Annotated in this window: 28 protein-coding genes and 2 pseudogenes; 19 read left to right on the top strand and 11 right to left on the bottom strand. The window is 43.5% G+C overall.

What is annotated here, in order from left to right; genetic code table 11:
- Positions 1-118 precede the first annotated feature (118 nt).
- Positions 119-466 (top strand): hypothetical protein, encoded by a 348-nt coding sequence (locus HCR01_RS12015; RefSeq protein ID WP_193196407.1) that lies wholly within the window; start codon positions 119-121, stop codon positions 464-466.
- On the opposite strand, the gene HCR01_RS12010 is transcribed toward HCR01_RS12015, so the two are convergent.
- The 4 genes from HCR01_RS12010 to HCR01_RS11995 all read right to left on the bottom strand — a co-directional run bounded on the left by HCR01_RS12010 (position 381) and on the right by HCR01_RS11995 (position 2,258).
- A complete protein-coding gene (locus tag HCR01_RS12010) occupies positions 381-821 on the bottom strand; it encodes a DUF4102 domain-containing protein (RefSeq protein ID WP_193196406.1) in 441 nt (146 codons plus the stop codon). The two genes, HCR01_RS12015 and HCR01_RS12010, sit on opposite strands and share 86 nt — an antisense overlap.
- 68 nt (positions 822-889) lie before the next feature.
- The gene (locus HCR01_RS12005) at positions 890-1,630 is read right to left on the bottom strand and encodes a hypothetical protein (RefSeq protein WP_193196405.1); all 741 of its coding nucleotides are present in this window, start codon (positions 1,628-1,630) and stop codon (positions 890-892) included.
- Between the two features lie 80 nt (positions 1,631-1,710).
- On the bottom strand, positions 1,711-1,944 hold the full coding sequence (locus HCR01_RS12000; protein ID WP_193196404.1) for a hypothetical protein: 234 nt from the start codon (positions 1,942-1,944) through the stop codon (positions 1,711-1,713).
- 17 nt (positions 1,945-1,961) lie between these two features.
- The gene (locus HCR01_RS11995) at positions 1,962-2,258 is read right to left on the bottom strand and encodes a hypothetical protein (protein ID WP_193196403.1); all 297 of its coding nucleotides are present in this window, start codon (positions 2,256-2,258) and stop codon (positions 1,962-1,964) included.
- Between the two features lie 166 nt (positions 2,259-2,424).
- On the opposite strand from HCR01_RS11995, the gene HCR01_RS40760 reads away from it, so the two are divergent.
- Positions 2,425-2,598, top strand: coding sequence for a hypothetical protein (locus HCR01_RS40760; protein WP_413773938.1), 174 nt, complete (start codon positions 2,425-2,427; stop codon positions 2,596-2,598).
- A gap of 27 nt (positions 2,599-2,625) precedes the next feature.
- Here HCR01_RS40760 and HCR01_RS40755 read toward each other — a convergent pair whose 3' ends face one another.
- A complete protein-coding gene (locus tag HCR01_RS40755) occupies positions 2,626-2,784 on the bottom strand; it encodes a hypothetical protein (RefSeq protein ID WP_413773942.1) in 159 nt (52 codons plus the stop codon).
- A 247-nt stretch (positions 2,785-3,031) separates the two neighbouring features.
- Between HCR01_RS40755 and HCR01_RS11985 the strand changes: the two genes are divergently transcribed.
- The 10 genes from HCR01_RS11985 (at position 3,032) to HCR01_RS11940 (ending at position 8,372) form a co-directional block, all read left to right on the top strand.
- Positions 3,032-3,214 carry a hypothetical protein gene (locus tag HCR01_RS11985; RefSeq protein WP_193196401.1) on the top strand — a complete coding sequence of 61 codons (183 nt, stop codon included), beginning with the start codon at positions 3,032-3,034 and terminating at the stop codon, positions 3,212-3,214.
- 295 nt (positions 3,215-3,509) lie between these two features.
- The gene (locus HCR01_RS11980; RefSeq protein WP_193196400.1) at positions 3,510-3,689 is read left to right on the top strand and encodes a hypothetical protein; all 180 of its coding nucleotides are present in this window, start codon (positions 3,510-3,512) and stop codon (positions 3,687-3,689) included.
- 36 nt (positions 3,690-3,725) lie between these two features.
- Positions 3,726-3,866: a hypothetical protein gene (locus tag HCR01_RS11975; RefSeq protein WP_193196399.1), complete on the top strand. Its 141-nt coding sequence runs from the start codon at positions 3,726-3,728 to the stop codon at positions 3,864-3,866.
- Between the two features lie 91 nt (positions 3,867-3,957).
- Entirely contained in the window at positions 3,958-4,314 is a 357-nt protein-coding gene (locus HCR01_RS11970; RefSeq protein WP_193196398.1) for a hypothetical protein, read from the top strand.
- 80 nt (positions 4,315-4,394) lie between these two features.
- Positions 4,395-4,637 (top strand): hypothetical protein, encoded by a 243-nt coding sequence (locus HCR01_RS11965; protein ID WP_193196397.1) that lies wholly within the window; start codon positions 4,395-4,397, stop codon positions 4,635-4,637.
- On the top strand, positions 4,634-5,293 hold the full coding sequence (locus HCR01_RS11960; protein ID WP_193196396.1) for a hypothetical protein: 660 nt from the start codon (positions 4,634-4,636) through the stop codon (positions 5,291-5,293). The genes HCR01_RS11965 and HCR01_RS11960 overlap by 4 nt, the downstream gene beginning before the upstream one ends.
- A complete protein-coding gene (locus HCR01_RS11955; protein WP_193196395.1) occupies positions 5,290-5,499 on the top strand; it encodes a hypothetical protein in 210 nt (69 codons plus the stop codon). Before HCR01_RS11960 ends, HCR01_RS11955 begins: the two co-directional genes overlap by 4 nt.
- A complete protein-coding gene (locus HCR01_RS11950) occupies positions 5,496-5,693 on the top strand; it encodes a hypothetical protein (protein WP_193196394.1) in 198 nt (65 codons plus the stop codon). The genes HCR01_RS11955 and HCR01_RS11950 overlap by 4 nt, the downstream gene beginning before the upstream one ends.
- Before the next feature lie 297 nt (positions 5,694-5,990).
- Positions 5,991-7,388: a transposase gene (locus tag HCR01_RS11945; RefSeq protein WP_193196393.1), complete on the top strand. Its 1,398-nt coding sequence runs from the start codon at positions 5,991-5,993 to the stop codon at positions 7,386-7,388.
- 141 nt (positions 7,389-7,529) lie between these two features.
- Entirely contained in the window at positions 7,530-8,372 is an 843-nt protein-coding gene (locus HCR01_RS11940) for an SPFH domain-containing protein (RefSeq protein ID WP_193196392.1), read from the top strand.
- Here the strand turns inward: HCR01_RS11940 and folP are convergent.
- Together folP and tpiA are read right to left on the bottom strand one after the other, a co-directional pair.
- Positions 8,369-9,229 carry a dihydropteroate synthase gene (gene folP / locus HCR01_RS11935; RefSeq protein WP_193196391.1) on the bottom strand — a complete coding sequence of 287 codons (861 nt, stop codon included), beginning with the start codon at positions 9,227-9,229 and terminating at the stop codon, positions 8,369-8,371. The genes HCR01_RS11940 and folP overlap by 4 nt on opposite strands.
- A 148-nt stretch (positions 9,230-9,377) precedes the next feature.
- Complete coding sequence (gene tpiA / locus HCR01_RS11930; RefSeq protein WP_193196521.1) at positions 9,378-10,103, bottom strand: triose-phosphate isomerase; 726 nt, start codon at positions 10,101-10,103, stop codon at positions 9,378-9,380.
- A 407-nt stretch (positions 10,104-10,510) separates the two neighbouring features.
- Here tpiA and HCR01_RS11925 point away from each other — a divergent pair, with 407 nt between their 5' ends.
- A complete protein-coding gene (locus HCR01_RS11925; RefSeq protein ID WP_193196390.1) occupies positions 10,511-12,007 on the top strand; it encodes a GTP-binding protein in 1,497 nt (498 codons plus the stop codon).
- Positions 12,008-12,093: 86 nt separating this feature from the next.
- Here the strand turns inward: HCR01_RS11925 and HCR01_RS11920 are convergent, their stop codons facing one another.
- Complete coding sequence (locus tag HCR01_RS11920; protein ID WP_193196389.1) at positions 12,094-13,758, bottom strand: mechanosensitive ion channel; 1,665 nt, start codon at positions 13,756-13,758, stop codon at positions 12,094-12,096.
- 407 nt (positions 13,759-14,165) lie between these two features.
- Between HCR01_RS11920 and HCR01_RS11915 the strand changes: the two genes are divergently transcribed.
- Complete coding sequence (locus tag HCR01_RS11915) at positions 14,166-14,615, top strand: SRPBCC family protein (protein WP_193196388.1); 450 nt, start codon at positions 14,166-14,168, stop codon at positions 14,613-14,615.
- 22 nt (positions 14,616-14,637) lie between these two features.
- On the opposite strand, the gene HCR01_RS11910 is transcribed toward HCR01_RS11915, so the two are convergent.
- The 3 genes and pseudogenes from HCR01_RS11910 to HCR01_RS39940 form a co-directional block, all read right to left on the bottom strand.
- On the bottom strand, positions 14,638-15,471 hold the full coding sequence (locus tag HCR01_RS11910; protein WP_193196387.1) for a SirB1 family protein: 834 nt from the start codon (positions 15,469-15,471) through the stop codon (positions 14,638-14,640).
- Positions 15,472-16,302: 831 nt separating this feature from the next.
- A pseudogene (locus HCR01_RS11905) lies at positions 16,303-16,563 on the bottom strand (transposase); the annotation flags it as partial.
- Between the two features lie 377 nt (positions 16,564-16,940).
- Positions 16,941-17,075 (bottom strand): hypothetical protein, encoded by a 135-nt coding sequence (locus HCR01_RS39940; RefSeq protein ID WP_264299901.1) that lies wholly within the window; start codon positions 17,073-17,075, stop codon positions 16,941-16,943.
- Positions 17,076-17,101: 26 nt separating this feature from the next.
- Here HCR01_RS39940 and HCR01_RS38590 point away from each other — a divergent pair, with 26 nt between their 5' ends.
- The 5 genes and pseudogenes from HCR01_RS38590 (at position 17,102) to HCR01_RS11880 (ending at position 22,438) form a co-directional block, all read left to right on the top strand.
- Positions 17,102-18,148, top strand: coding sequence for a PEP-CTERM sorting domain-containing protein (locus tag HCR01_RS38590; protein ID WP_226889276.1), 1,047 nt, complete (start codon positions 17,102-17,104; stop codon positions 18,146-18,148).
- Between the two features lie 433 nt (positions 18,149-18,581).
- Positions 18,582-20,030 carry a F0F1 ATP synthase subunit beta gene (gene atpD, locus HCR01_RS11895; RefSeq protein WP_193196385.1) on the top strand — a complete coding sequence of 483 codons (1,449 nt, stop codon included), beginning with the start codon at positions 18,582-18,584 and terminating at the stop codon, positions 20,028-20,030.
- Positions 20,031-20,146: 116 nt separating this feature from the next.
- Positions 20,147-20,560: an ATP synthase F1 subunit epsilon gene (atpC, locus tag HCR01_RS11890; RefSeq protein ID WP_193196384.1), complete on the top strand. Its 414-nt coding sequence runs from the start codon at positions 20,147-20,149 to the stop codon at positions 20,558-20,560.
- Between the two features lie 109 nt (positions 20,561-20,669).
- A pseudogene (locus tag HCR01_RS11885) lies at positions 20,670-21,254 on the top strand (flotillin family protein); the annotation flags it as partial.
- Positions 21,255-21,367: 113 nt separating this feature from the next.
- Positions 21,368-22,438 carry an LOG family protein gene (locus HCR01_RS11880; protein WP_193196383.1) on the top strand — a complete coding sequence of 357 codons (1,071 nt, stop codon included), beginning with the start codon at positions 21,368-21,370 and terminating at the stop codon, positions 22,436-22,438.
- Positions 22,439-22,717: the final 279 nt, after the last annotated feature.

Genomic DNA, 22,717 nt, shown 5'->3' with positions numbered 1-22,717 from the left:
GATTGCAAGATTTCATGATGCCGCGCGATCGCACGCTCACAGGCGATCGCCTTTTTAATTGCATTGACCGCAAAAACGCTGTATCCTGCCTTGACACAGGCCTTTCAAGGTACAAGCAATGCTAAGACCAGGACAGAACAGCACCAGCTTCACGCCAGCTTGGAACCACGGTAAAACTCAAACTATTCGAGTGCCAATAACACTGGCTGCAAAAATTCTGGAATATGCCAGGGCAATAGATTCTGGTCTGGAGCTAGACCAACAGCTGATCTTACGGGCGATTGATCAGTTTGTTGAAATGAGAATTGCAGAGTTTCACCCCAATCAGTACAGCCGTACTGGAAGCACTAATAGCCGCCGTTGGGATGAGTTGCGGAAATTTAGAGACGTAGTTGCTCACGGGCCCCTTGATCACGCTGCTGACGGATTAGTTTCTCAATCTCAACAGGCGATCGCCCATCGCTGATCGCAATTTCTACCATCTCCTTCCCGTGTTGCGCTTGGCGCGATCGCACGCTTCCAAGGTAGCAGCGGTGAATTTTCCTTCCCTGCATCCAACAGTAGCGATAATACCAGTACTTATTTGAGCATCTCTCAACCCAATACTTCTCTATCCAATGGGTATCGTGTTGGGGGGCAGATTTTAAGGTATCACTTCTAACTTGCTCCCCAACACTTTTGTACGCAGACTCGGAGTCTCTAGTTTGCCCCCCAACACTATGACTTTGTTGGGGGGCATCTAACTCATCCCAAAACGGATCATAAACGGGGATTGAAGACTTAGTGAAAGCTTCTAAATCAAATAATGTGGTTTGTTTCATAATCAAACTTGGTTATTAACGTTCGCTGCTTCCACAATCTGGAAGCAGTTTTTCTATGCAGATACTTGTTAGTAATCCCTAGGTAGCTTGGTCGGGAACCAAGAAGCTAAAGAAACAAGAAACTCAGATAGTCCAAAAGTCTCATCGTCCCAGTAGTAGTTTCGTAGGCAATCAATCAACCAGGCAGGAGCATCCCGAACTTTTTGATGGCCACCACGTTTAACAAAGTGTTTTAAGGCTGATTGGATTTCGCTCTGGTCGTATTCAAATAGTTGGCGAGTTGATGGTTTTTTCGGGTCAAAGTATATTTGGTACTCAGCACAAGCATTCAGTATGTCGTGTTGCCTTTCTAACTCCTCAAATTCGGCTGTGGTTGGAGTAGATGAATTGCTGCTGCTGTTAAACCCCTGTTCGACTGAAGTATTGTTTGAGGGGTCTAAATTGTAACTTGAGTTATTGTTTTGTAAGTTTTTTTCTCGGCGTTTTTTAAGTGGATTTAACCACGCCAAGGGTCTTACAAGTAACTTGGAGATTTTCCAGGAGTAGCGTTTTATTACTTGTAAAACACGGCTTGATACCAGTATTTCAAACATTTTTTTCAGGTAGTTGTGAGTATATGCTTTACCCCTCACTTTGGCTACCCAGGTGTTGAATTCTGATAAGTCTGGCTCAATTTCTGTACTTATTTCCCCTTGCCTCATTAGCCACTGCCAAAGAGATTTCGCGGCTGGGGGTATGTGATGTTGGTAACAGTATGCTTCGTGTTCTTCCGTCCAGGGAAGATTGTTTTTTAGTAAATTTTGTGGCATGATTACTAATAGTTTGAATTACAGAGAGCCACCAATGACTGCGAAATCTTTTGGTGGCTTTTTGGTTTTTTATCGCTCGACTAATTGCGGTTGAGCTTCATCTTCCTTGGTATCTCTTGGATCTGATTGAGTAGATCGGGGTTTTTTTGAAATAGTTCTGGCAAGTTATGCAATATAAATGCTGCTAGCACTATGGCTTCCGATGCTTCTAATTCGGGTTCGATAGTGTGGATGAAGTCGATAAATTGGTGTAATTCAAGCGTGACGGCTGTTATGGCTCTGTCCTCTGGACTGGGATATTTTTGTTTGGTCATTAGTCATTAGTCATTAGTCAGTGGCGATCGCGGTCTAGATCACGAATTACTTTTTCTAAGTACCAGTTATCGGACTTGCCCGGCTGTGAGCGGCGTTGCTGTAAAAGTAGGCGTTTGGCCGCGGGGACATCGCCTTGCATCATCGACAGAAGTTGGGCTTGTAGTTCGCGGTTTCTGGGGTCAGTGCGGTATGAATGGGATACTCTGCCGTGCGGTTTGGGAAAGGATTGCTCTTTTAGTTTCTCTTCCCATAGGTAACAGCAGATAGCGAAGAGTATCGATTTTAAAATCAAGTAAGTTAAGGTAGTTTCCATAGATTGAGTTGGTGATGCTACTCAATCCACTATCTGCGGGTTCACTGAATACAAGTATCGGGAGATACCCGCATTTATCTTTAAATTTTTTGTAATATTCTCTGGTTACTTTCATAGCTTGAGTTTCTAGGTATTTAAGTTTGGCGCGATCGCAGTGGTGTAGTGAATGCGATCGCCTTCACGAAAAAGCCGTCTACCCGGAGAGGTAAACGGCTTTATTCGTTATCTGGTATGTCGTCCAAAGTCTCAGCTAAGAGTGTCTCTAAATCGTGTATCTCTGCTGTTAGTTGTTTCTTTTCATGTAGGCTGGTTTCAAGCTGCTTTTGCTGAGAGTCAATGAGATTTAAGCAAGCTTCGTGTAATTCCCTCAGCCTACGGTGAATTCCCCCAATAGTTGCTTGTCCTCTAGGAGCAACCCGTGATCTAGCTTGATTTCTCCCCTCGCTATCTGGGTAAAAAACTGTGTTCGAGTCATTCCTAACTGGGATGCTTTGTTCTTCAGCGCTTCCCAATCTTGAAGCGACATTCTCACAGTCGCATTGATCGTCTTTTTCTCTGCTGTGGTTTCTTCTGTCATTCTTTATATTTTTGCACAATACCGCCGCTCCCCCACGCCGAAACCTTGCGTGGCCCATCAGGAGCAACTCACCCGCGCCACTGCTTTATGCCCCGGCGCGGAAACACCCTGTAATCACCAAAAACGGAGCGCGGACACGAGTTGACCGGGCGGTGATTTGTTTTGCTTAAATCTGCACACTTACCCAGTAACCAAAGTGACAACTAAAGAGTTAATTGAAAAGTTGCAAGCTCATCCAGAAAACGCCCTAGTAATTCTAGAAGAGTATGAAGGGGAAGAATTCTATATCAGAGCGATCGCCCCTGTTGACGGCAAAGTGCTAATTCAAATCGAAGCGGACGACGAGAGAGGGAGACGCGACGATGAAGATGAGGAGTAGTAATTTAAACTCCTGACTCCTGAACACATAACATTTCCCTGGCGCGATAGCTTCACCACAGAGCGTCACAACTCATGCTGTCTCGTTTTGGAGGTATAAAAGACGCCAATCACACAACAAATCTACGTACTAAACCATTGATTCGCCAGTTTATAAATACTGGCGATTTCCTCCGATGACGCCCGCGCGTGTGAACGCGCTGCGCTCGCTCCCTCTCCTAAATATGGATACACCAGCGTCAGTTGGTGGAACTCTGCGCTGGTGTTTTTTTTTGAAAAACGTTGGAATTTAAATTATGACTTACCGCGATGAAATCAGACCGTGGGCAATTTTTCAATATCTGCCTTCTGGTCACAATGTCTGTGTTGCCCGATTGCGTACCCGTTCAGACGCCTATGCTTACATGAGCCTTTTGCGCCAAGGGGGAGGAACATTCCAGGTACTTTTTGAGCAACACCAGGAAATTCAAAGATAGCTCAAAATTCATGCATCGATCACCCAAAGGAGCATCATGGAAATTTACGAAAAGCTTTTAAATGCGTTGGAATCTGCCATTAAACGGGAACCACCGGAGATAGCCAAGGAGTTGCGCCGGATTATGTGTGAAGTGACTAGTCAGGTATTGGAGGAACTAAAGCAGCAAGAGGACTAATTCAAAAGCGATCGTGTAAGAGGCAACGCGATCGCTTCTGAAATCGATTCAAACACTTGAAACCTGGACAAGTAAAAAATATCACAAACTTATGCAACTTAAAACCGTCAGCTACAAAAGAGTTTTAAACCTGGGGAATTACGAAAACAAGCACCTAGAACTGTTTGCTGAAGTTCTAGAAGGAGATGATGAAGACGCTGCAATCTTGAAGTTGATGGAATTGGTTGAGCGCAACATCCGTTCTCAGATTGGTAAGGAGTTCCAGAAACAGATTCTAGATTTAGAAGCACAAAAAAACAGATTGTCTGACGAGGTGTACTACCTCAAGCAAGACCTTATAAAACTTGGAAAAATCAAGGACGAGCCACCGAAGGAGGACAATCCCGATATCCCTTTTGAAGCTGGGGAAACGTCGTCAGAGGGCGGCGCTTCCCTTGGTGGTTTTTAACTGAAATTTTTAGGCGATCGCGCTTTGTGGAAGGAGGGCGATCGCCACTCAAATACTTGTTCCCAAGGATTTAAGTAAGTATGCAAATTATATCAGTTCCTACTGTGTTCACTTGCAAAACACCTACTGCCGGATGGCTGAACTTAGCTCAAGTTCGCCAAGTGCAATTTGAGGAATTTCCTAATCCCATAGCCATTGTGATTTGGGTCAATGGCGATAAGGAAAGTTTCTTTGGCGACAATGCGATCTCGATTATGGCTACTTGGCAGGAGGCAGCCGAGGGCTATTCCAATCACCGTTTGAAAAATCGGAGAAGTTTATGACCAAACACGACACCTGGGTGAAACTCAAGCCCGGCAATCCTTACGAGCCAATTTTAGAGATATTCCCAAACGGCACTCTCCCCATGCGTGACCCATTCCCCCTGGAAAGAGGCATCGATGCAGAAGGGAAAAATGTACCACTGTGGATTATTGATATAGACCGCCTCAGCATTACACAAGCGAGGGCCCTCGCTCAACTGATTGCCAGTGCCAAGGGTGCTGGTGTTGATGAAGTAGCAACTGATGCTGCAACCAAAGGGGGGTTTGCAATGGCTGATGGGTGGGTTGAATCAATGCATTGCGATGCTGAAGGGTTCCAGAGGTCAAAGGAGCTAGCGGACTTTTTTGAAACCGCGCCCCATCCACCATCAAAAAAAGCTTGGCGTAATTTTTACAACAGCCAACACGAGCGATGGATTGAAGGTAACGAGCAGCCTAAGTCAATTTATTCCATTGAGGACGTTGACCCAAGACTCAGAACTCCAGAATTAGAACAAGCTTTCTTTAAGAGGAAAATTGAGGGTGCTCTAGCAGCTGGTAATTACTCAGTTTTAGATGTCCTCACGGGTCGGGCAATGGTGGATGTCCTCAACCAAGTTGACCCAAAAAACTCATGGTCATTAGTTGGTGATTACGATGAGGACTGGTACGAATGACAGAAAATTTAGAAAAAAGGCTTGAAAAAATAGAAAGAACTGTTGATGCTTTGAATCTTCATCTACTTTCACTTTCTGTAGACATCGAAGAAATTTTGCAAGAGATGCAACAGCCAAAGCCCGATTTTAAAACGATAGAAACACGCATTATCAGCAATAGGAAAGTCTTGCAAACTTTGAAAAATTTACGAACTACCCGATTATGACTGACAACATTCCAGAACGCGATCCAGCTTGGGATTATTACATTACTTGGCACAACTGCCAATACGCAAAAGCTTTAATTGATAAAGCTTTGTCAATTGTGACTAGCAAAGAATTCCCAAGCGCAGAACTTTATCAAAAATCACAAGAACTTATTAGAGACGCTGAAGGCATACTGCATCAAGAGTTTAGATAATCCGCCTGATGAGGCTACCTAACACAGTAGCCGAAACGTGGGTACAACTCGCCCCACGTCGCGGATTGTGTCCAAAGCAGTTCGCCCCATTGCACAAATGGAATGCGGCGTTGAGACTGAATTGCGCCTCTGTTTTGAGGCGTTTTACCTTTCAAGCGCAGCTTCCTTGATGTAATGGTTGACCCGAATGCGTTTAGGAGTGAATCGCGCCCCTCAAGTGTGGGGCGTTAGGGTGATTCGTGCGCTGGTATTTCGGGTTTAGCCACTAAGGAAATTACACCTTTGCATTGTTGAACCATGACAACTGAATTGAAAATCTTGGGCATCGATGTCTCAAAATCGAGCGTCACAGTTCACCTTTTAACATCTTATCCAAAAGGTGGATTAAAAAGTTATTGGGAAAAAACTCGGAATAAAGCATCAAGTTTTTACCCAGCTTTTTATAGTAATCCCAATCCGAAAAAGAAGCAAAAAAATGCTTTTGACTTTGCTGATTTCGTGCGGGAAATCATGCCTGATATTGCCATACTTGAGCCGACAGGCAATCATTACAGTAGATTATGGGCATCAATTCTCAACAGTATATCGGTGAAAATTCTCTGGGTTGGTCATGTGGAGTTAAGGCGATATAGAGGAGGTAAAAATTTACCAAATAAGTCAGATGCAGCTGATGCACTGGCAATGGCCGCCTACCCACTTGATCCAGATCACCAAACAGAGTCAGGCGAGTTAAATCTCAAATACTTTCTCATGCACAGGGCGGAAGGAATCGACCGACTGCGGGAACTGTGCCAACAGCTTGAACACTTGAACCGCGTACAAAGCCCAATCATCAACTACTGTCGCCAACTATTGGCGTGGCAGTTCCCAGAAGTAGCTCATACCATCTCTAAATCAACCAAAGTGGGTAATGTTCCCCCATTATGGGGTTGGTTAGCCCAAAGATATGGTGAGATTTCGCCGCGAAGTCTTACCATGCTAAACAACAAGTACAAAAACTCGGTGGCCACTGCCTACGGAATTGAGATTGACCCCACAGTTAGAACTCATGCCGATTGGTTGTGTGACATTGAGTTGGAGGAACAGCGCATCGAGGGTGAAATTTCAGCACTGGTGGCTCTTGAATGTTTTGGGACTTACAACCGCATTTTTGCTCAATTTGGCTTTGGGCTGAGAGTTCGTGCTAGGTTTCTAAGTCGAATTTACCCGTTTGAGGCGTTTCTCAATGCCAATGGTAAACCGCTGATCGAATATGAGATCAGGGAAGTTAAACGTAGCGAAAGAGAACGCCGTGATGGTCAGACTGTTGTAAAACGAAATGCAGGCGACACCAAGCGAATTAAACGCAATCGGTCACGCGATACCTTCAAAATGCGATTGGGTATGGGTACCGTTCTAGAACAGTCAGGAGATGCTTTGGTTGAGAAAACCAGTGGGTCTGCACTGTGCAGAAAGAGCATCTGGCAGTATGTACTGTGCCAAGTTGAAACCGGAAAGCTACCCCCGAACACAATCACTACAGTACTTCTAGAATACCGGGATAATTTGAAGACAACTAACAATTCCGGATCACAGCTACTCAATGGTAAGCACTTGCAAGGTAAGTTAATGGCAAAGGTATGTAACTTACTGTTTCAAGAATTAGTTGCGGACTTGGGTCAAGGGAATGACCAACCATTGACTGATGATTTATAACTAATGACTAGTGACTAATGACTAACCCCCTAAAATGGGGGTATTGTTTTAAACTCATTTAAGTTACTAGAGTGAAAGGTAAGACAAGGTAGTACCATGTCCTTTACACTAAATTCTCCCAAAAGCTGAACAGGAGCATATATGGAGCCAATCATTGCTATAGTTTTAGCGCTTATAGGTTATGCCTTAGGTTCTGCAAAACTGATTAATCAAGGTAATGAAGCCTTAGTTGAACGCTTGGGGCGGTATCATCGCAAACTTAAGTCTGGACTCAACTTTATTGTTCCTTTGATCGATCAGATTGTGATGGAGGATACCACACGAGAACAAATTTTAGACATCAAGCCTCAGAATGTAATCACCAGAGACAATATCTATTTGGAAGTTGATGCTGTTCTCTTCTGGCGCATCAGAGATATTGAGAAAAGCTTTTATGCAATTGACGATCTTCAAGGAGCGCTGACACAACTGGCAGCGACCACGCTCCGGGAAATTATAGCCCAGAACACCGTAGAGGAAACCAACATCTCCAGGTCTGAGATGGACAGAGCCATTTTAGACCAGTTGAATCGAATAACGGCAGATTGGGGAGTTGAGATTATCCGCTTAGATATTCAAAGTATTACACCGCCTGAGAGTGTACGGAGGTCAATGGAAGAACAGCGAGCAGCTGAAATTAAAAGCCGCGCTGTCATACTAGAAGCGGAAGGCGAAAGACAAGCCGCCATTAAGAAAGCAGAAGGAACTATGACTTCGGTGCAAATAATTGCTCAAGCCTTACGTTCCAATCCTGAAAGCAAGGATATTCTGCGGTATCTTGTAGCTCAAGATTATGTAGACGCCAGCCAAAAACTGGGTGAGAGCAACAATGCCAAAATTGTCTTTGTAGACCCAGCTAACTCAACTGAAATGTTTCAGGAATTAATTGCCGAGTCGGTAAATCAAGAAGGTCATATCAAAAACTCCGAAAATGGTGCTATCTAACAGTCACATTGCGCTTCATAGCGGAACAGTGCATCAGCTACCAGCGATACATCGTGCATTTCTTGAACATCATGAACTCGCAGGATATCAGCGCCATTAAAGATAGCAGCACAACATGCTGCTGCCGTTCCCCAAACTCGTGCTTTTGGATCTGGTTGATTTAAAATGCGACCAATGAAGCTTTTACGGGATGCTCCTACCAAGATAGGGCAGTTAAGTGGTTTAAGCGATCGCAACCGCCGAAAAATTTCTAAATTTTGCTGATAATTCTTAGCAAAGCCAATACCAGGATCAATGATAATTTTCTCCTGGTCAATGCCCGCAGCAGTTGCAGCCGCAATTTGATTTGCCAAAAAACTATAAATTTCTCCCAATAAATCTTGATAATCAGTATGTTGTTGCATCGTTTGCGGGTTTCCCCGGATGTGCATCAAAATAATCGGCACACCTAAACTCGCTACTGTAGGCAACATTTCTGAGTCAAATGTGCCGCCAGAAATATCATTAACTATATCTGCTCCAGCTTCCACAGCCGCCTTTGCAACAGATGCCCTGGTTGTATCAACAGAAATCGGTATTGAAATCTCTGTTCGTAGCACTTGTAACACCAATAATACCCGGTCAAGTTCCTCTCCAAGAGTTATTTGCCTTGCTCCTGGTCGAGTTGATTGACCACCCACATCTACAATGTCAGCACCAGCAGCTACTAATGCTTGTGCCTGCGCTAAAGCAGTGGAGGTAGTATTAAACTCACCACCATCACTAAAACTATCAGGCGTCACATTCAAAATACTCATCAGATAAGTCCGCTGTCCCCAGTCGAAACAGCGTCCCCGAATTATCAACTTGTTTGACATAAACTCACACTACTCGTTACCAGGCTGAGCCTGGTAACACTCTTACAGGAGGCTCCGCCTCTTTTTGCTCAAAAGTGAGGCAGAGTCTCATTGTATGCCTTCCCTGACAGAGCCAGGGAACAAGAAAATCAGAAAATAGCATATAAGCTTACTGATAATTCACAATCCGGGCGAAACTTGCAGGTTCTAAACTTGCTCCTCCCACTAGGACACCATCAATTTCTGGTTGAGCCATGATCTCATCAATATTATTCGGCTTAACTGAGCCACCATATTGAATTGATACATTAGAATTATTTAACTGGCTCCGAATTAAGCCAATCACCCGATTTGCCTCCGTTGCTTCACAAGTGTCACCAGTGCCAATCGCCCAAATCGGTTCGTAGGCAATTATCAAATTCTCCTGATTAACATCTACTAAACCTTTGTCCAATTGAGCGATAATCAGCGATTCAGTTTCTCCCGCATCTCGTTGTTGTTTAGTTTCGCCAACACAGAGAATCGGAGTTAAACCATGCTTTTGAGCAGCTTTGAGACGCAGATTAACAGTAGCGTCCGTTTCACCAAAGTATTGTCGGCGTTCGCTATGACCAACAATTACAAAGCGCACACCAATTTCTGTCAGCATGGGTGCAGAAATTTCACCCGTGTAGGCTCCATATTCTTCCCAGTGAACGTTCTGCGCCCCCAACTGTATACGGCTACCATGCAAATACTTAGACAAACTATTTAAGTCAGTGAAAGGAGGGCACAATAACACTTCTCGCGTTTCGGGCGTTTCCTCCAAGTTGGGCAAAAATCCTCGTAAAAAGTCCTCGGATTCTGCCTGGGTTTTGAACATTTTCCAGTTACCGGCAATAACTATTTTCCGCACAGTTGATTTAGTCAAGATCCTAACGCTACTAGATGCATTTTTCAGTTTATGACTTTTTGGGAGTCAGGAGTTAGGAGTCAAGGGTCAAGGGTCAAAAGTCAAAAGTTATTTGTCTTTTATAGGACTTACGCACCGAAGCCTGAAACCTAGATCCCCCCTAGCCCACGCCAGTCGCTCCACTTGGGGAGACCCCAAGACCGCGCTTGCTCCCCTTTTTAAGGGGGGAACTTCTAAAGCACCCTTTTTAAGGGGGTTGGGGGATCTGAGTGCGTAAGTCCTGTTTTATTTATTCTTCCACTGGCCCCTCTGCTCCCCTGCTTTCTCACTCCATCGCTCTCCACAATACCTTGCTAAAAATAACTACCATAAAAGATGGGGCTAATATAAATACCTAATTTCAAATTGATATGACTTCTACATTGCCCTTACCCGATCCTCATCACAACGGTTCAGCTAACACTGACGCAAATCCTCACAACTGGGAGGAAGAACTGGATAGTGCCATTTTTAGTTTTGAAGACATTCAGACGGAACTCAACTATAAACAGGCACAAACGGCGCTGCGAAACTTAGTAACCACTCTCGACCTGACTACTCAGGAAAAAGAAGGATTGGAGGCGGAAATTGCTGATTTGGAAGCCATGTTGGGGAAGTTAGACCGCATGGTGGTGCAGATCGCTGCCTTTGGTATGGTAGGACGCGGTAAATCTTCCCTACTTAATGCCTTGGTTGGGCAAACGGTGTTTGAAACTGGCCCACTGCACGGTGTTACTCGTGCTGCACAACGAGTTAATTGGAGTATTAGTGAAGAGGCTGTTGGAGAAACCGAACATGCTTTGCGAGTCACTTTACCTGGAATAGGTCAATCGCAAGTGGAATTAATTGACACTCCTGGGTTAGACGAAGTAGATGGTGCAACTCGTGCTGCATTAGCTGAGCAGGTGGCAAAACAGGCGGATTTGATTCTGTTTGTCATTGCTGGCGATATGACGAAGATAGAACACGAGGCCCTTTGCCAGTTGCGAGAAGCTGGTAAACCGATCATCCTAGTGTTTAACAAAGTAGACCAGTATCCAGAAGTAGACCGGATGGTAATTTACCAAAAAATCCGGGATGAAAGGGTGCGGGAGTTGCTCACGCCTCTAGAAATCGTCATGGCTGCTGCATCGCCATTGGTGAAGACAGCGATTCTTCGCTCCGATGGTACTAGGGGCTTGCAACTACGTACAGGTAATGCTCAAGTCGAAGAACTGAAGCTAAAAATCTTGGAGATTCTGTACCGTGAGGGCAAAGCTCTAGTTGCCCTCAACACCATGCTTTATGCCGATAACGTGAATGAGCAGTTGGTAAAGCGAAAATTGATGATTCGAGAGCAGAATGCTAATCAGTTGATTTGGAAAGCTGTGATGACCAAGGCAGTAGCGATCGCACTTAATCCGATAACTGTAGTAGATATACTTAGTAGCGTAGTTATTGATATTGCTCTAATTTTGGGTTTATCTAAGCTCTATGGCATACCCATGAATGAAAGCGGTGCTGTACAATTGCTCCAAAAAATCGCTCTAAGTATGGGCGGTATCGGTGCTAGTGAACTGCTGGCAAACTTGGGCTTGAGTGGGCTGAAAACTTTACTTGGTATCTCTGCGCCAGTCACCGGGGGCGCTTCGTTAGGCCCCTACGTAACCGTGGCACTAACGCAAGCAAGTGTAGCTGGTGTTTCCTCTTATGGCATTGGACAAGTTACTAAAGCTTATTTAGCTAATGGTGCAACTTGGGGCCCTGATGGCCCCAAAGCAGTCATCCATCGAATTTTAGCGACTCTGGATGAGACTTCAATTCTCAACCGCATTAAAGATGAATTGCAACTGAAACTAAAAGTTAAAAAAGTGAAAAATGCGGATTAGGGATGAGGCAGAATTTTCGAAATATTTTTACATTCCTAATGTTTGCAGCTGCGTTGTCCGAAATTTAAAGATAAACTGTGTCCCAATCAGCTTCTACCTTTGAAAGAATTTAGCCATTCTTGAACTTGCTCTCGTGCAATATCGCGACCGCCCAAACCAAAAGCTAGTGCAGTAGCTACAGCGATCGCACCTAGTAGAAGTCCAAAAGCTAAATTCACAATATCACTAGCAATCCCAATTTGTTGCAGTGCCATTGCTGATACTAGGGCAATAATGGCAATCCGTGCTACCTGACCCAAAATTCGGGCTTGGGGATTACCGGAACTGGTAATGATGCTAAAAGCCAGATTTGCTAAGAACAAACCAATGCCAAACACCACCAATCCCGCTAAGATGCGCCCAAATATAATCAAAATGCCAGTTACTAATGCTGTCAGCGCTGGAATATTCAAGATATTCACCGCCGCTACGGTTGCAAACAGCATAATACCAACTAAAACGATGATGCCAGCAATTTCTGATGGCGTACGGGTTGGTAGCGTCGGAGGTACTTCTCCCTCTGTTGAGTATACGGTTCGTCTAGCAGGCGTCGGCAAACCTAGGACAGAGAAAATGTTGTTAAAGCCTAAACTTGTAAGGATACTAGTAACTAAATCAGCTACAAACCGCCCCAGGAAATAAGCAATAATCAAAATTGCCAAGGCTGTAAAGATTGCAGGCAGGGCATTGAGAATCTGTTGCAGCATTGTGATTGCCGGCACAGATATCGCATCAATTCTTAAAGCATTGAGGGCCGCGATCGCTACAGGAATCAAAATCAAAACATAGACAATTGTGCCGATAATAGTTGATAAAGATTGCACCCCCGCAGATGAAGAAAGTCCAAACCGACTCCCCAAATGGTCGATTCCCGTTGTTGCCAACAAGTTCGTCACAATTCGCCGCACCACATTAGCCAAAAACCAACCGACTGCGGCAATGAGTGCCGCAGCTAGAATGTTTGGCAAAATTGAGAGAATCTCTGTAATTAGAGTTTGTACTGGAAGTAGTGCCTGCTGTAGCCCCAGAGTATCCAGTATTGGGATGAGAAACAGTAAAAAGATGAACCAATACAAGGCATTGCCAATTGTCTGACTCAAAGACAACTGATCAAGGCTGAGTGTATCCTCTTGTGTTTGTTGATTCAAACGCTCATCTAGTCTCAATGCCCGTAGTCCGCTTACCGTCAGCAGCTTAACAACAGTAGCTAATACCCAGGCAACACCGAACCAGATTGCTGCACCTACCAACTTGGGTAAGAAGCCAACAATTACATCGAGAAAATTATTTAGAGGTCGAGAAGCTACCTCCAGTTGTAGTGTCTGTAAAACGGCTACAACCGTCAACAGAATCACGATCCAAAAAACTAAGCCGGAGATTAATTTCTCCACTTGGGGAAGTTGCCCACGATCCCCACGCCCCGTAATCCCTGCGGCAATGCGGTTATCTATATCAGTGCGATTGAGGATTCCCCGCGTTACCGCCGCAGCGATCGCGGCAATCAGCCAACCAACCAACAAAATCGCTACTGCTGCCAGTAAACGGGGTAAAAACGCAACTATCTGCTGGAAAGTTCCTTGTACATAATCGATTCCTTGAGTAACTCCTGGTTGATTTAGTTGCAGGTTTGGCGATTGTGCCAAAAAGTGCTGCACCCCTGTGGATAAACTAACTCCTATCACCTGGGTTATTCCTTGCCAAGTTGCATTCATAGTTTTCTGGAATTAAGGTTAATAATTCGCCGCAAACCCCTGAGATGCTTCTGGAGTGGATTGCTCTAAACAATCTCTCATCTCCGTAAGTTCACTAGTGTTTTGCCTATCAATTTACCTTACCAGTAAAAATAAACATATATGGCGTTGATATCAAGAGTAATTTTTGACTTTGTAACAAACAAGAGCAGCAGATTTGATAGCTATCCACCATCAATCCGGCTTAGGCTTGATTAGAGCTAAAGAAGTTTGTTAAAACATCCTTCAGCAGGTAGATGAAAAAATGATCCGAGCAACATCTGATAATTTTTGTTTTGCACCACAGCTTGCTGTTGCGTTTATGTAATGCACTGACAGCGCTCAATTTTGCGTTACTCTAATTGCAGCAAAATCATAAAAGATGTAAAATGTCCCAGGTTTTGGCACAGTCAATTGAAATTAATGCTACAGCTACGGTCGTGGAGCGCTGTATTACCGATCTAGCACTCATGCACCGCTGGCTCAACCCTGTTTTACGTTGCGAGCCTGTGGGCGTCTGGAGTACCGATATAGGTAGTCAAAGTCGTTTTGTAATTCAAATTCCTCTAGTTAAACCTACCCTGAATAGCGTCGTAGTAGAGCGGAAACCGGGTTTAGTAGTTTGGGAATTTCAGGGATTTTTTCAAGGACGCGATCGCTGGGAATGTCAACCTGTAGCCAAGAAAACGCGTCTACTTAACCGCTTTGAGTTTGAGATTCCCAACCCTCTAGTGAGTTGGGGTTTTAAAACCTTTGCTGCGTCTTGGACAAAACAAGACATGCAAGCCCAGCTGCGCCGCCTCAAACGAGTCGCAGAAGAGGTAGAAGTTGGTTATTAGTCATTGCTCATTTGTCCTTTGTCTAATGCCCAATGCCGTCTTTACCTAACTTAGCAAGTAACTGCCGAATCACAGATGCATCTTCCGCATCAGGAATTTTTGCTAGATAACTTTGTAAGTCATCTACAGCTTGGGGGTAATGACCGAGTTGATAGTAGAGAAGACCGCGATCGCGTATTTCCAAAGTCACGCCAGGAAACAGCAACAAAATTCGTTCAACTGCTGCTAACGTTTTTTCTAACTCTTGCTGTCGGAGGTAAATATATTTGAGATTTGTTAGCATCCGTGCCAAAAAGTGCCGATGACTGACTACGGCTAAAAATTCTGGTTGTAGCGTCACGGGTTGCTGATAAATTTGAGACAGCTTTTCTTGGCAATCTTGTGTAAATATTATTTCACCGCCATTGAAGGCATCAACGAAAATCTCTATATCTGGAATATCTGGGCGGATCAGGAAATGCCCTGGCATCCCTACACCCACCATCGAAAAGTCAATTCTGCGGGCGACTTCTAGATAAACCAACGCCAAAGTAATGGGAATCCCCAGTCGTCGGTCAATCACATCATTCAAAAAGCTGTTGCGCGGGTCAGAGTAGTATTTTTCATTACCAGTAAATCCCAAGTCATTGTATAGATACTGATTAATAGTTTGAATTATCCGTAGAGGATATCGTGAGGAAGGCAAGCGTTCTTTTAGTTCCACTGCCATTGTATCGAGAGCGTTGGTGTATTCCTCTGGATCTAGGTTGGGATATTCTTCCTGTGCAATATACAAAGCAGCTTTTGCCAGGTCAATATGCTCGTCAGGCTGCTGAATTTCCTGGTAAAAATATTGTCGTGCTGACGAGAAAATCATAAGTAATTACTCGGTGATATATACGGATGAAGCGGGTCAACTGACACCAGTTTCCTCTAACTATCTTTATTTTAGAGATATTCAGATGATTTGGAAATGTAATTTGTACAGAGGTTGCAAAAGTTTTTCTAATTACTAATTATCTATATTTGTCAAAGGTGTTGAAAATATATTTAAGCACAATTACGTAAGTATAACTAACTGATAAATCGCATTATTTTACAGAATTTTTCCAAATACTAAATTAATGTTTCGAGTATAAACCTTATTAAATCTGGTTCTGCGGTTACTTTTATGAATAATTAATAGTAAAATGCCAGTTTAATAAACTGTGTAATCTAAACTGAAACCTTACATTTTTATAATATAAATAAATTATATTCTTGGTATTTTTAAGTTATGTTTAATATCTCTTAAATACTTATCAAATCTATATTGTAGGCATTAATATTGCTACACTATAGTCATTATAATTCAGTAAATTCTAATAGTTACCGTAAAACTACCGGAAGAACCTTAAATCTGAATTTAAGCTATTATTTGATCTCAACTAAAATATAAAAATCATGTAAATTAGAGTATAAAATATAGCTAATAAAAATTTAACTATTAATATAAATGAATATAAGAGTTACGAAAAAGTTGATTGATAACTTAGCTAATAATTAGAAGGTTAAGACGAAATTAAAAACTTAGTTATTCTCAGATTTAATGATATCTGCGCTCATAGTAAAAGACTGAAGTATAGCTATAACAAAAAAGCTCTACTGACAATTTTGTATCTGATATCTTTAAGAGGATGTCTGAGAAGTTTTGTATAGGTGATTTTAATCACGCAAGTTGCTTCAACATTAAACGAATCATTGCGATATAAATAAAAGCTTCTGTTATTTGCGGCAAAATTTCATAATCCTTACTTAACCTACGACACCAATTGAACCAACCAAAAGTTCTCTCAACTTTTCCTAGTTTGGGCAATACAACAAAACCTTTCTGTTCCTGATGGCGGGTAACCACACTCCACAGCCAGCGATAAATATCAATCACCCAATGGGCAAAATCCTGACCGCGATATCCCCCATCAACCCAAACTTTATGACTGCTGTGTCTGCCATTGCTAGACACAGCAGCTTTTTATTTTAAGTTTTATGTAGTTTTTTAATTACGTAGTTACTGTATTTGCATCTTAATACACGGAAATTTTTACCGGTAAACACGTATATAAAATTGTTTTAAGGAAGCAGCATAATTTTACAAAGTTTTATCTGTTTATTTATCAAGGTCTTTAGGTATAAGCCTTACTAGTTTTACATTATGGTTAATTTTTAATCTAAAGCGGCGTATATTTTTTATGTAAATACACTTATAAAAACTAGTCGCAAAAAAGAATCGTTAGTAAGCTATGTAAATACACAGGTGAGGCAAACACTGATACAGCCCTCAATCCTGACTTAAAGACGAAAGTTCAGTTAAATGCTGTAGTCATTTTCACCATCTCTTAAATCTGCGATCGCAGCGGAAGGCTGCACTTCACCTGTCACAAGTGAGGTGTTATTTGCTATTTCGCTGAAATGTTTACGTCTGCAATTGGGATATTTCAACATTAATATTTTTTGTAGGAGTTAGTTCAATGACCAGATTTCAAATCAGTAAAAATTTCCAGAATGCTTATAAAAAGAGTCTAAAAACATTTGCAGTTTTAAGTATTAGCGCACCCTTAAGTTTAGGATTCATTACTAGTGCCAATGCGGCATCAATTATTAGTAACGGTACTATTCAGTTAGGGATAAATGATGAAGGTCATCTCAATGTATCTGGTGGTACACCATCCTTGGGAGGAGTTACTGATGTTGGTTTGAGATTCCTGCCAACCGGTGCGGAAGCAACTGCTCCAGGCTGTCTTTGTGAGGGTTGGGGTGTGGCAGATGCTATTACAGGACTGACAGGTTACGCCAACGTCTCCACAGATGGGGTTCAAAATCTCAGTCTGATCTCTTTCATTGCCGATGCTACTAAAGCTACTTCTATCGTTCAACTTGGCGATAGTCTTAAAATAACTCACGACTATGCACCAGTAGCCGTAACGCCCTATTTGTATAAAGCCGCAGTTACTATAGAAAACATTGGCACAGCCGCTATTGGAGATCTGCGCTATCGCCGCGTCATGGATTGGGATATCGAACCAACACCTTTTAGTGAGTTTGTGACGATTAAAACAAGCGGTGCTAGCAATGTGCTGTTTACCAGTGATAATGGTTTTGCCTCGGCAAATCCCTTGAGTCTACCAACCAGCATCGACTTTACAGGAGAAGCTGTTGACTCTGGTCCCAACGACCACGGTGCTTTATTCGATTTCGGCTTCGGTTCGCTGGCTATTGGAGCCACCCGCACGTTTAATATTTTTTACGGTGCGGCTCCGACCGAAACAGAAGCGTTGGCTGCACTGGTTGCTGCCGATGCTGACAGGGTATACTCTTTAGGGCAGGCAAGTGTGCCAGATGGGCCAAGTACTGGAATGCCCAATACCTTTATCTTTGCCTTTTCAGGAGTTGGTGAACCCCCTAGCAAGTCTGTTCCCGAATCTGGTTCTATGTTAGGTGTGTTAGCAATAGGTGCTTTCGGTATGGGTTCACTCTTGAAGCGTAAGCAGCAACAGAAAGCCCCAGCAAAAGTCTAAATCATTTCTAAACTACTGCTTGAACTGCTGTGTCTTGTATTCAAAGACACAGTATTTTTTTATTTTGGTTTTTTCTCAGATGTTATTTGGGTTCAAGGGGGCAAATCCTTCATCGTTAGTCTAAGACAAATCACCGAACCTAAGTTGAGTGATAGCCATGTTAGCGATCGCCTGACACGGCTATTTTCGGTTTTCAGTCTCCCCCAGCCATTTGAGAATTTAACCTAATATTTCAAATATCTACCCCAAAGCACCTGGTCAGCAGGCTAAGCTTTTCAGGATGAGGGTTACAGCCAAAGTAGACAAGCTCTTTTTTAAGGAATTACTAAGGGAGTTATGTCCCCCTCCGGTGCTAGAGTGAAAGATGACATTGCTTAATCATTATGTCTTCTTCGACCTTATCTGAAATATAGCTTCAATCATTAGGCGCAGCATGGTCACAACCGCAGAAAAAACAAACATTGGTTACATTACCCAAATCATTGGTCCAGTTGTAGACGTTAAATTTCCCGGCGGGAAATTGCCGCAAATCTACAACGCATTGACCATCAAAGGCACTAACGAAGCTGGACAAGAAATCAACCTGACCGTTGAAGTACAGCAATTGCTGGGCGACAACCAGGTGCGGGCTGTTGCTATGAGTTCCACCGATGGCTTAGTGCGTGGTCTGGAGGTCGTCGATACTGGTGCTCCCATCAGCGTACCAGTTGGGAAAGCGACCTTGGGTCGGATTTTTAACGTCCTTGGCGAACCCGTAGATAATCAGGGGCCTGTAAATGCTGAGGCAACCTTACCCATCCACCGTTCTGCTCCCAAATTCACTGAACTGGAAACTAAACCTTCCGTGTTCGAGACTGGGATTAAAGTTGTTGACCTCCTGACTCCCTATCGACGTGGCGGTAAGATTGGTCTATTCGGCGGTGCTGGTGTCGGTAAAACCGTGATCATGATGGAGTTAATTAACAACATCGCTACTCAGCACGGTGGAGTATCTGTATTTGCTGGCGTGGGTGAACGCACCCGTGAGGGCAATGACCTCTACAATGAAATGATGGAATCTGGGGTTATCAACAAAGACAACCTCAACGAGTCGAAGATTGCTCTAGTCTATGGTCAAATGAACGAGCCACCCGGAGCTAGAATGCGGGTTGGTCTTTCTGGATTGACAGTAGCAGAGTACTTCCGCGATGTTAACAAGCAAGATGTGCTGCTGTTTATTGACAACATCTTCCGGTTCGTACAAGCAGGTTCGGAAGTGTCTGCGTTGCTGGGACGGATGCCCTCAGCGGTAGGATATCAGCCTACTCTGGGAACTGACGTGGGTGAACTCCAAGAGCGGATTACTTCGACCACGGAGGGTTCGATTACCTCGATTCAAGCAGTGTACGTACCTGCGGACGACCTCACCGATCCCGCACCTGCCACCACCTTCGCCCACTTGGACGGAACGACAGTACTATCTCGTGGTTTGGCATCTAAAGGAATTTATCCAGCGGTAGATCCCCTCGGTTCAACTTCTACCATGTTACAGCCGAGCATTGTCGGTGATGAACACTACAATACTGCTCGGGCCGTGCAGTCAACTCTGCAACGTTATAAAGAACTCCAAGACATTATCGCCATCTTGGGTCTAGATGAATTGTCTGAAGAAGACCGTCTGATCGTGGCACGGGCACGAAAAGTTGAGCGCTTCTTGTCTCAGCCGTTCTTTGTGGCAGAAGTGTTTACTGGCTCTCCTGGTAAGTATGTGAAGTTGGAAGATACTATCAAAGGGTTCCAGAAGATTCTGTCTGGTGAATTAGATGACCTGCCAGAACAGGCTTTCTACTTGGTTGGCGATATTAACGAAGCGATCGCTAAAGCCGAAAAAATCAAAGGTTAGTCATTAGTCATTGGTCATTGGTCATTAGTCATTAGTCATTAGTTCAAGTGCTAGTGACTAATGGCAAATTGCAAAAGACAAAGGACAAGTGATAAAGGACAAAGGACAAAAGACAAATGACATTAACCGTCCGTGTAATTTCCCCAGATAAGACAGTGTGGGATGCCGCAGCTGAAGAAGTAGTTCTGCCCAGCACTACCGGCCAGCTAGGTATCTTGACTGGACACGCGCCACTTTTGACCGCCTTGGATACGGGTGTGATGCGAGTCCGTGCCGCTAAAAATCAGAATTGGCAAGCGATCGCCCTTTTGGGTGGCTTTGCCGAAGTCGAAGAAAATGAAGTGACAATTCTGGTTAACGGTGCTGAACGTGGTGACAAAATTAACCTTGAGGAAGCCCGCACTGCTTACAACCAAGCAGAAGCCCGCCTAAATCAAGTGACAGCAGATGATCGGCAAGCACAAATCCAGGCAAACCAAGCCTTCAAACGTGCCCGCGCTCGATTTCAAGCCGCTGGTGGTATGGTCTAATTTAACTTTCTATTTCGCTTATTAGGTTGGGTATTGCCCAACCTAATAAAATATTTATTAATTTTTTTAAAACAATTACGCCAAGTTTAAGAAATCGAAGCCAGCCTTGGTTCAGCCACCAGCAACGCTGATGCAGACACAGACAGACCGGAAAATTGCCGAAGAAGAACGCAAAACTTACGAAGTTCAGCAAATGGCACAAACCCAACGGCAACAGCTTGTCCGAGAAACAGCGCTAGCTGATATACAGCAAGAAATGGTGAAATCAGAGCAAATTGTACAGATTGCCGACCTGAAAGCCCAAGCCTAAATTAAACAAGCAACAGTGAAGCCGAGGGTAAAAAACTCCGGGCAATTGCTGAGGCTGAAGGTATTCATGCCACAGGTAACGCCAAAGCAGAAACTTACCGGGCTGGTGTGGAAGCTTTGGGGTCACAAGGTTATATAGCAATGCAGCTAATGCAGATTATAGGCGATCGCAATGTTCGCTTGATTCCAGATGTCTTAGTTGGTAGCAATGGCAGCAATAACGGCTTGGTAGATGGGCTACTGTCGATGACTTTATGGAATCAAACTGGTAAACATGATGAGCTTAACACCAACGCCTCTACATCCACAACCAGTAACCAAAACACAACCCACCCCAGATAATGGTATTCCACCGATAGTTGTTAACTTTTCTGTAGATAAGTGATATCAAGGTCAAATGATTACTTATTCGGCATTTCCTAAAGTAAGCACAGCAGTTTTTGATAACTTGCACACTAAATTTAGGTAAAATATAATGCCATTGTTGCGGCAGTTCTCATGACTTCATCTGCGTCTTTTGACACATTAGAGTCTCTCCAGGCGGATATCGCTGAATTAATTGATCACTTACCGACGTTAAAACATCGGCAATTTATCAAACAGGCATTGGCTACAATAGTCCGTCTGGCTGATAGTGAAATTGAGCGTCTCGATTGGAAGATCTTATCAGCGGCTTTAGCAGACATGGAGCGCGGTTTCCAGCTATTTCATGCCTACCGACATGTTCGCAAAGTCACTATTTTTGGTTCTGCTCGCCTAGCCACAGATACCCCAGAGTACCAGATGGCGCTTGAGTTTGCTCAGGCTGTCTCTCGATTGGGATTTATGGTCATGACAGGCGGTGGCGGTGGCATTATGCAAGCTGGTCATGAAGGTGCTGGACGAGAAAATTCCTTTGGCTTGAATATTCAGTTGCCCTTTGAACAGCAAGCAAACCCGTTTATTGAGGGTGATCCCAAGTTAATTCACTTCAAGTATTTCTTTACGCGCAAACTATTTCTTCTCAAAGAAAGTGATGCTGTAGCTTTATTTCCTGGAGGCTTTGGCACTCAAGACGAAGCTTTTGAGTGCATGACACTGAGCCAGACTGGTAAATTTGGCCCAGTACCTCTAGTTTTAATTGATCATCCTGGTGGTGATTACTGGCGGTCTTGGAGCGAATACATTGATAAGCAATTAGTAAAAAACGGTCTTGTGAGTCCCGAAGACCCCAGTCTTTATACGGTGACAGATAACCTAGATGTAGCTTGTGATGCCATTACCCGTTTTTATCAGGTTTATCACTCATGCCGCTATGTAGGTGATAGTTTAGTCATCCGCCTTAAGACAGATTTATCTGACGCTCTTGTAGAGCAACTCAATACTGATTTCAGCGACATTATTCTTAAAGGACGGATTGAAAAAAGTCAGGCATTGCCTCAAGAAGCACAAGATGAAACTGTTGGGCTACCCCGCCTTATTTTGTACTTCAATCAACGCGACCTAGGACGCCTATATCAAATGATTGCAGCGATTAACCAGATAGGTACTCCTTCACCAGAAGATGTGGCACATCCAGAAAGGAAGTAGGTGCTAAGGGTGGATTTTGCCACCCTGGCATTTTTTTTATACTTGCCATCTTGGCATTTTTTTTTCCTAGAAGAGGTTTATTATGAAAGCCAATTCCCAGGTTTTTCGGGTTTATAAAAACATGAGCTTCAGTTATCTTTATAAAATTTATTCCTAACTGTAAATTTATTTTTGAAACTAATTACTGGCACTAATTTAGTTAGAAATTTTTCTCTTTTCCTGCGCCTGGAGTTAGCAGCTATATGGATTGTGGGATTATCAAATACCTAACAAAAGCAA

The organism is Nostoc sp. MG11 (genome assembly GCF_014904695.1).
In the GTDB taxonomy this organism is placed as follows: domain Bacteria; phylum Cyanobacteriota; class Cyanobacteriia; order Cyanobacteriales; family Nostocaceae; genus Komarekiella.
Note: the sequence above shows the minus strand (reverse complement) of the source record. Positions and strands in the feature narration are given on the sequence as shown.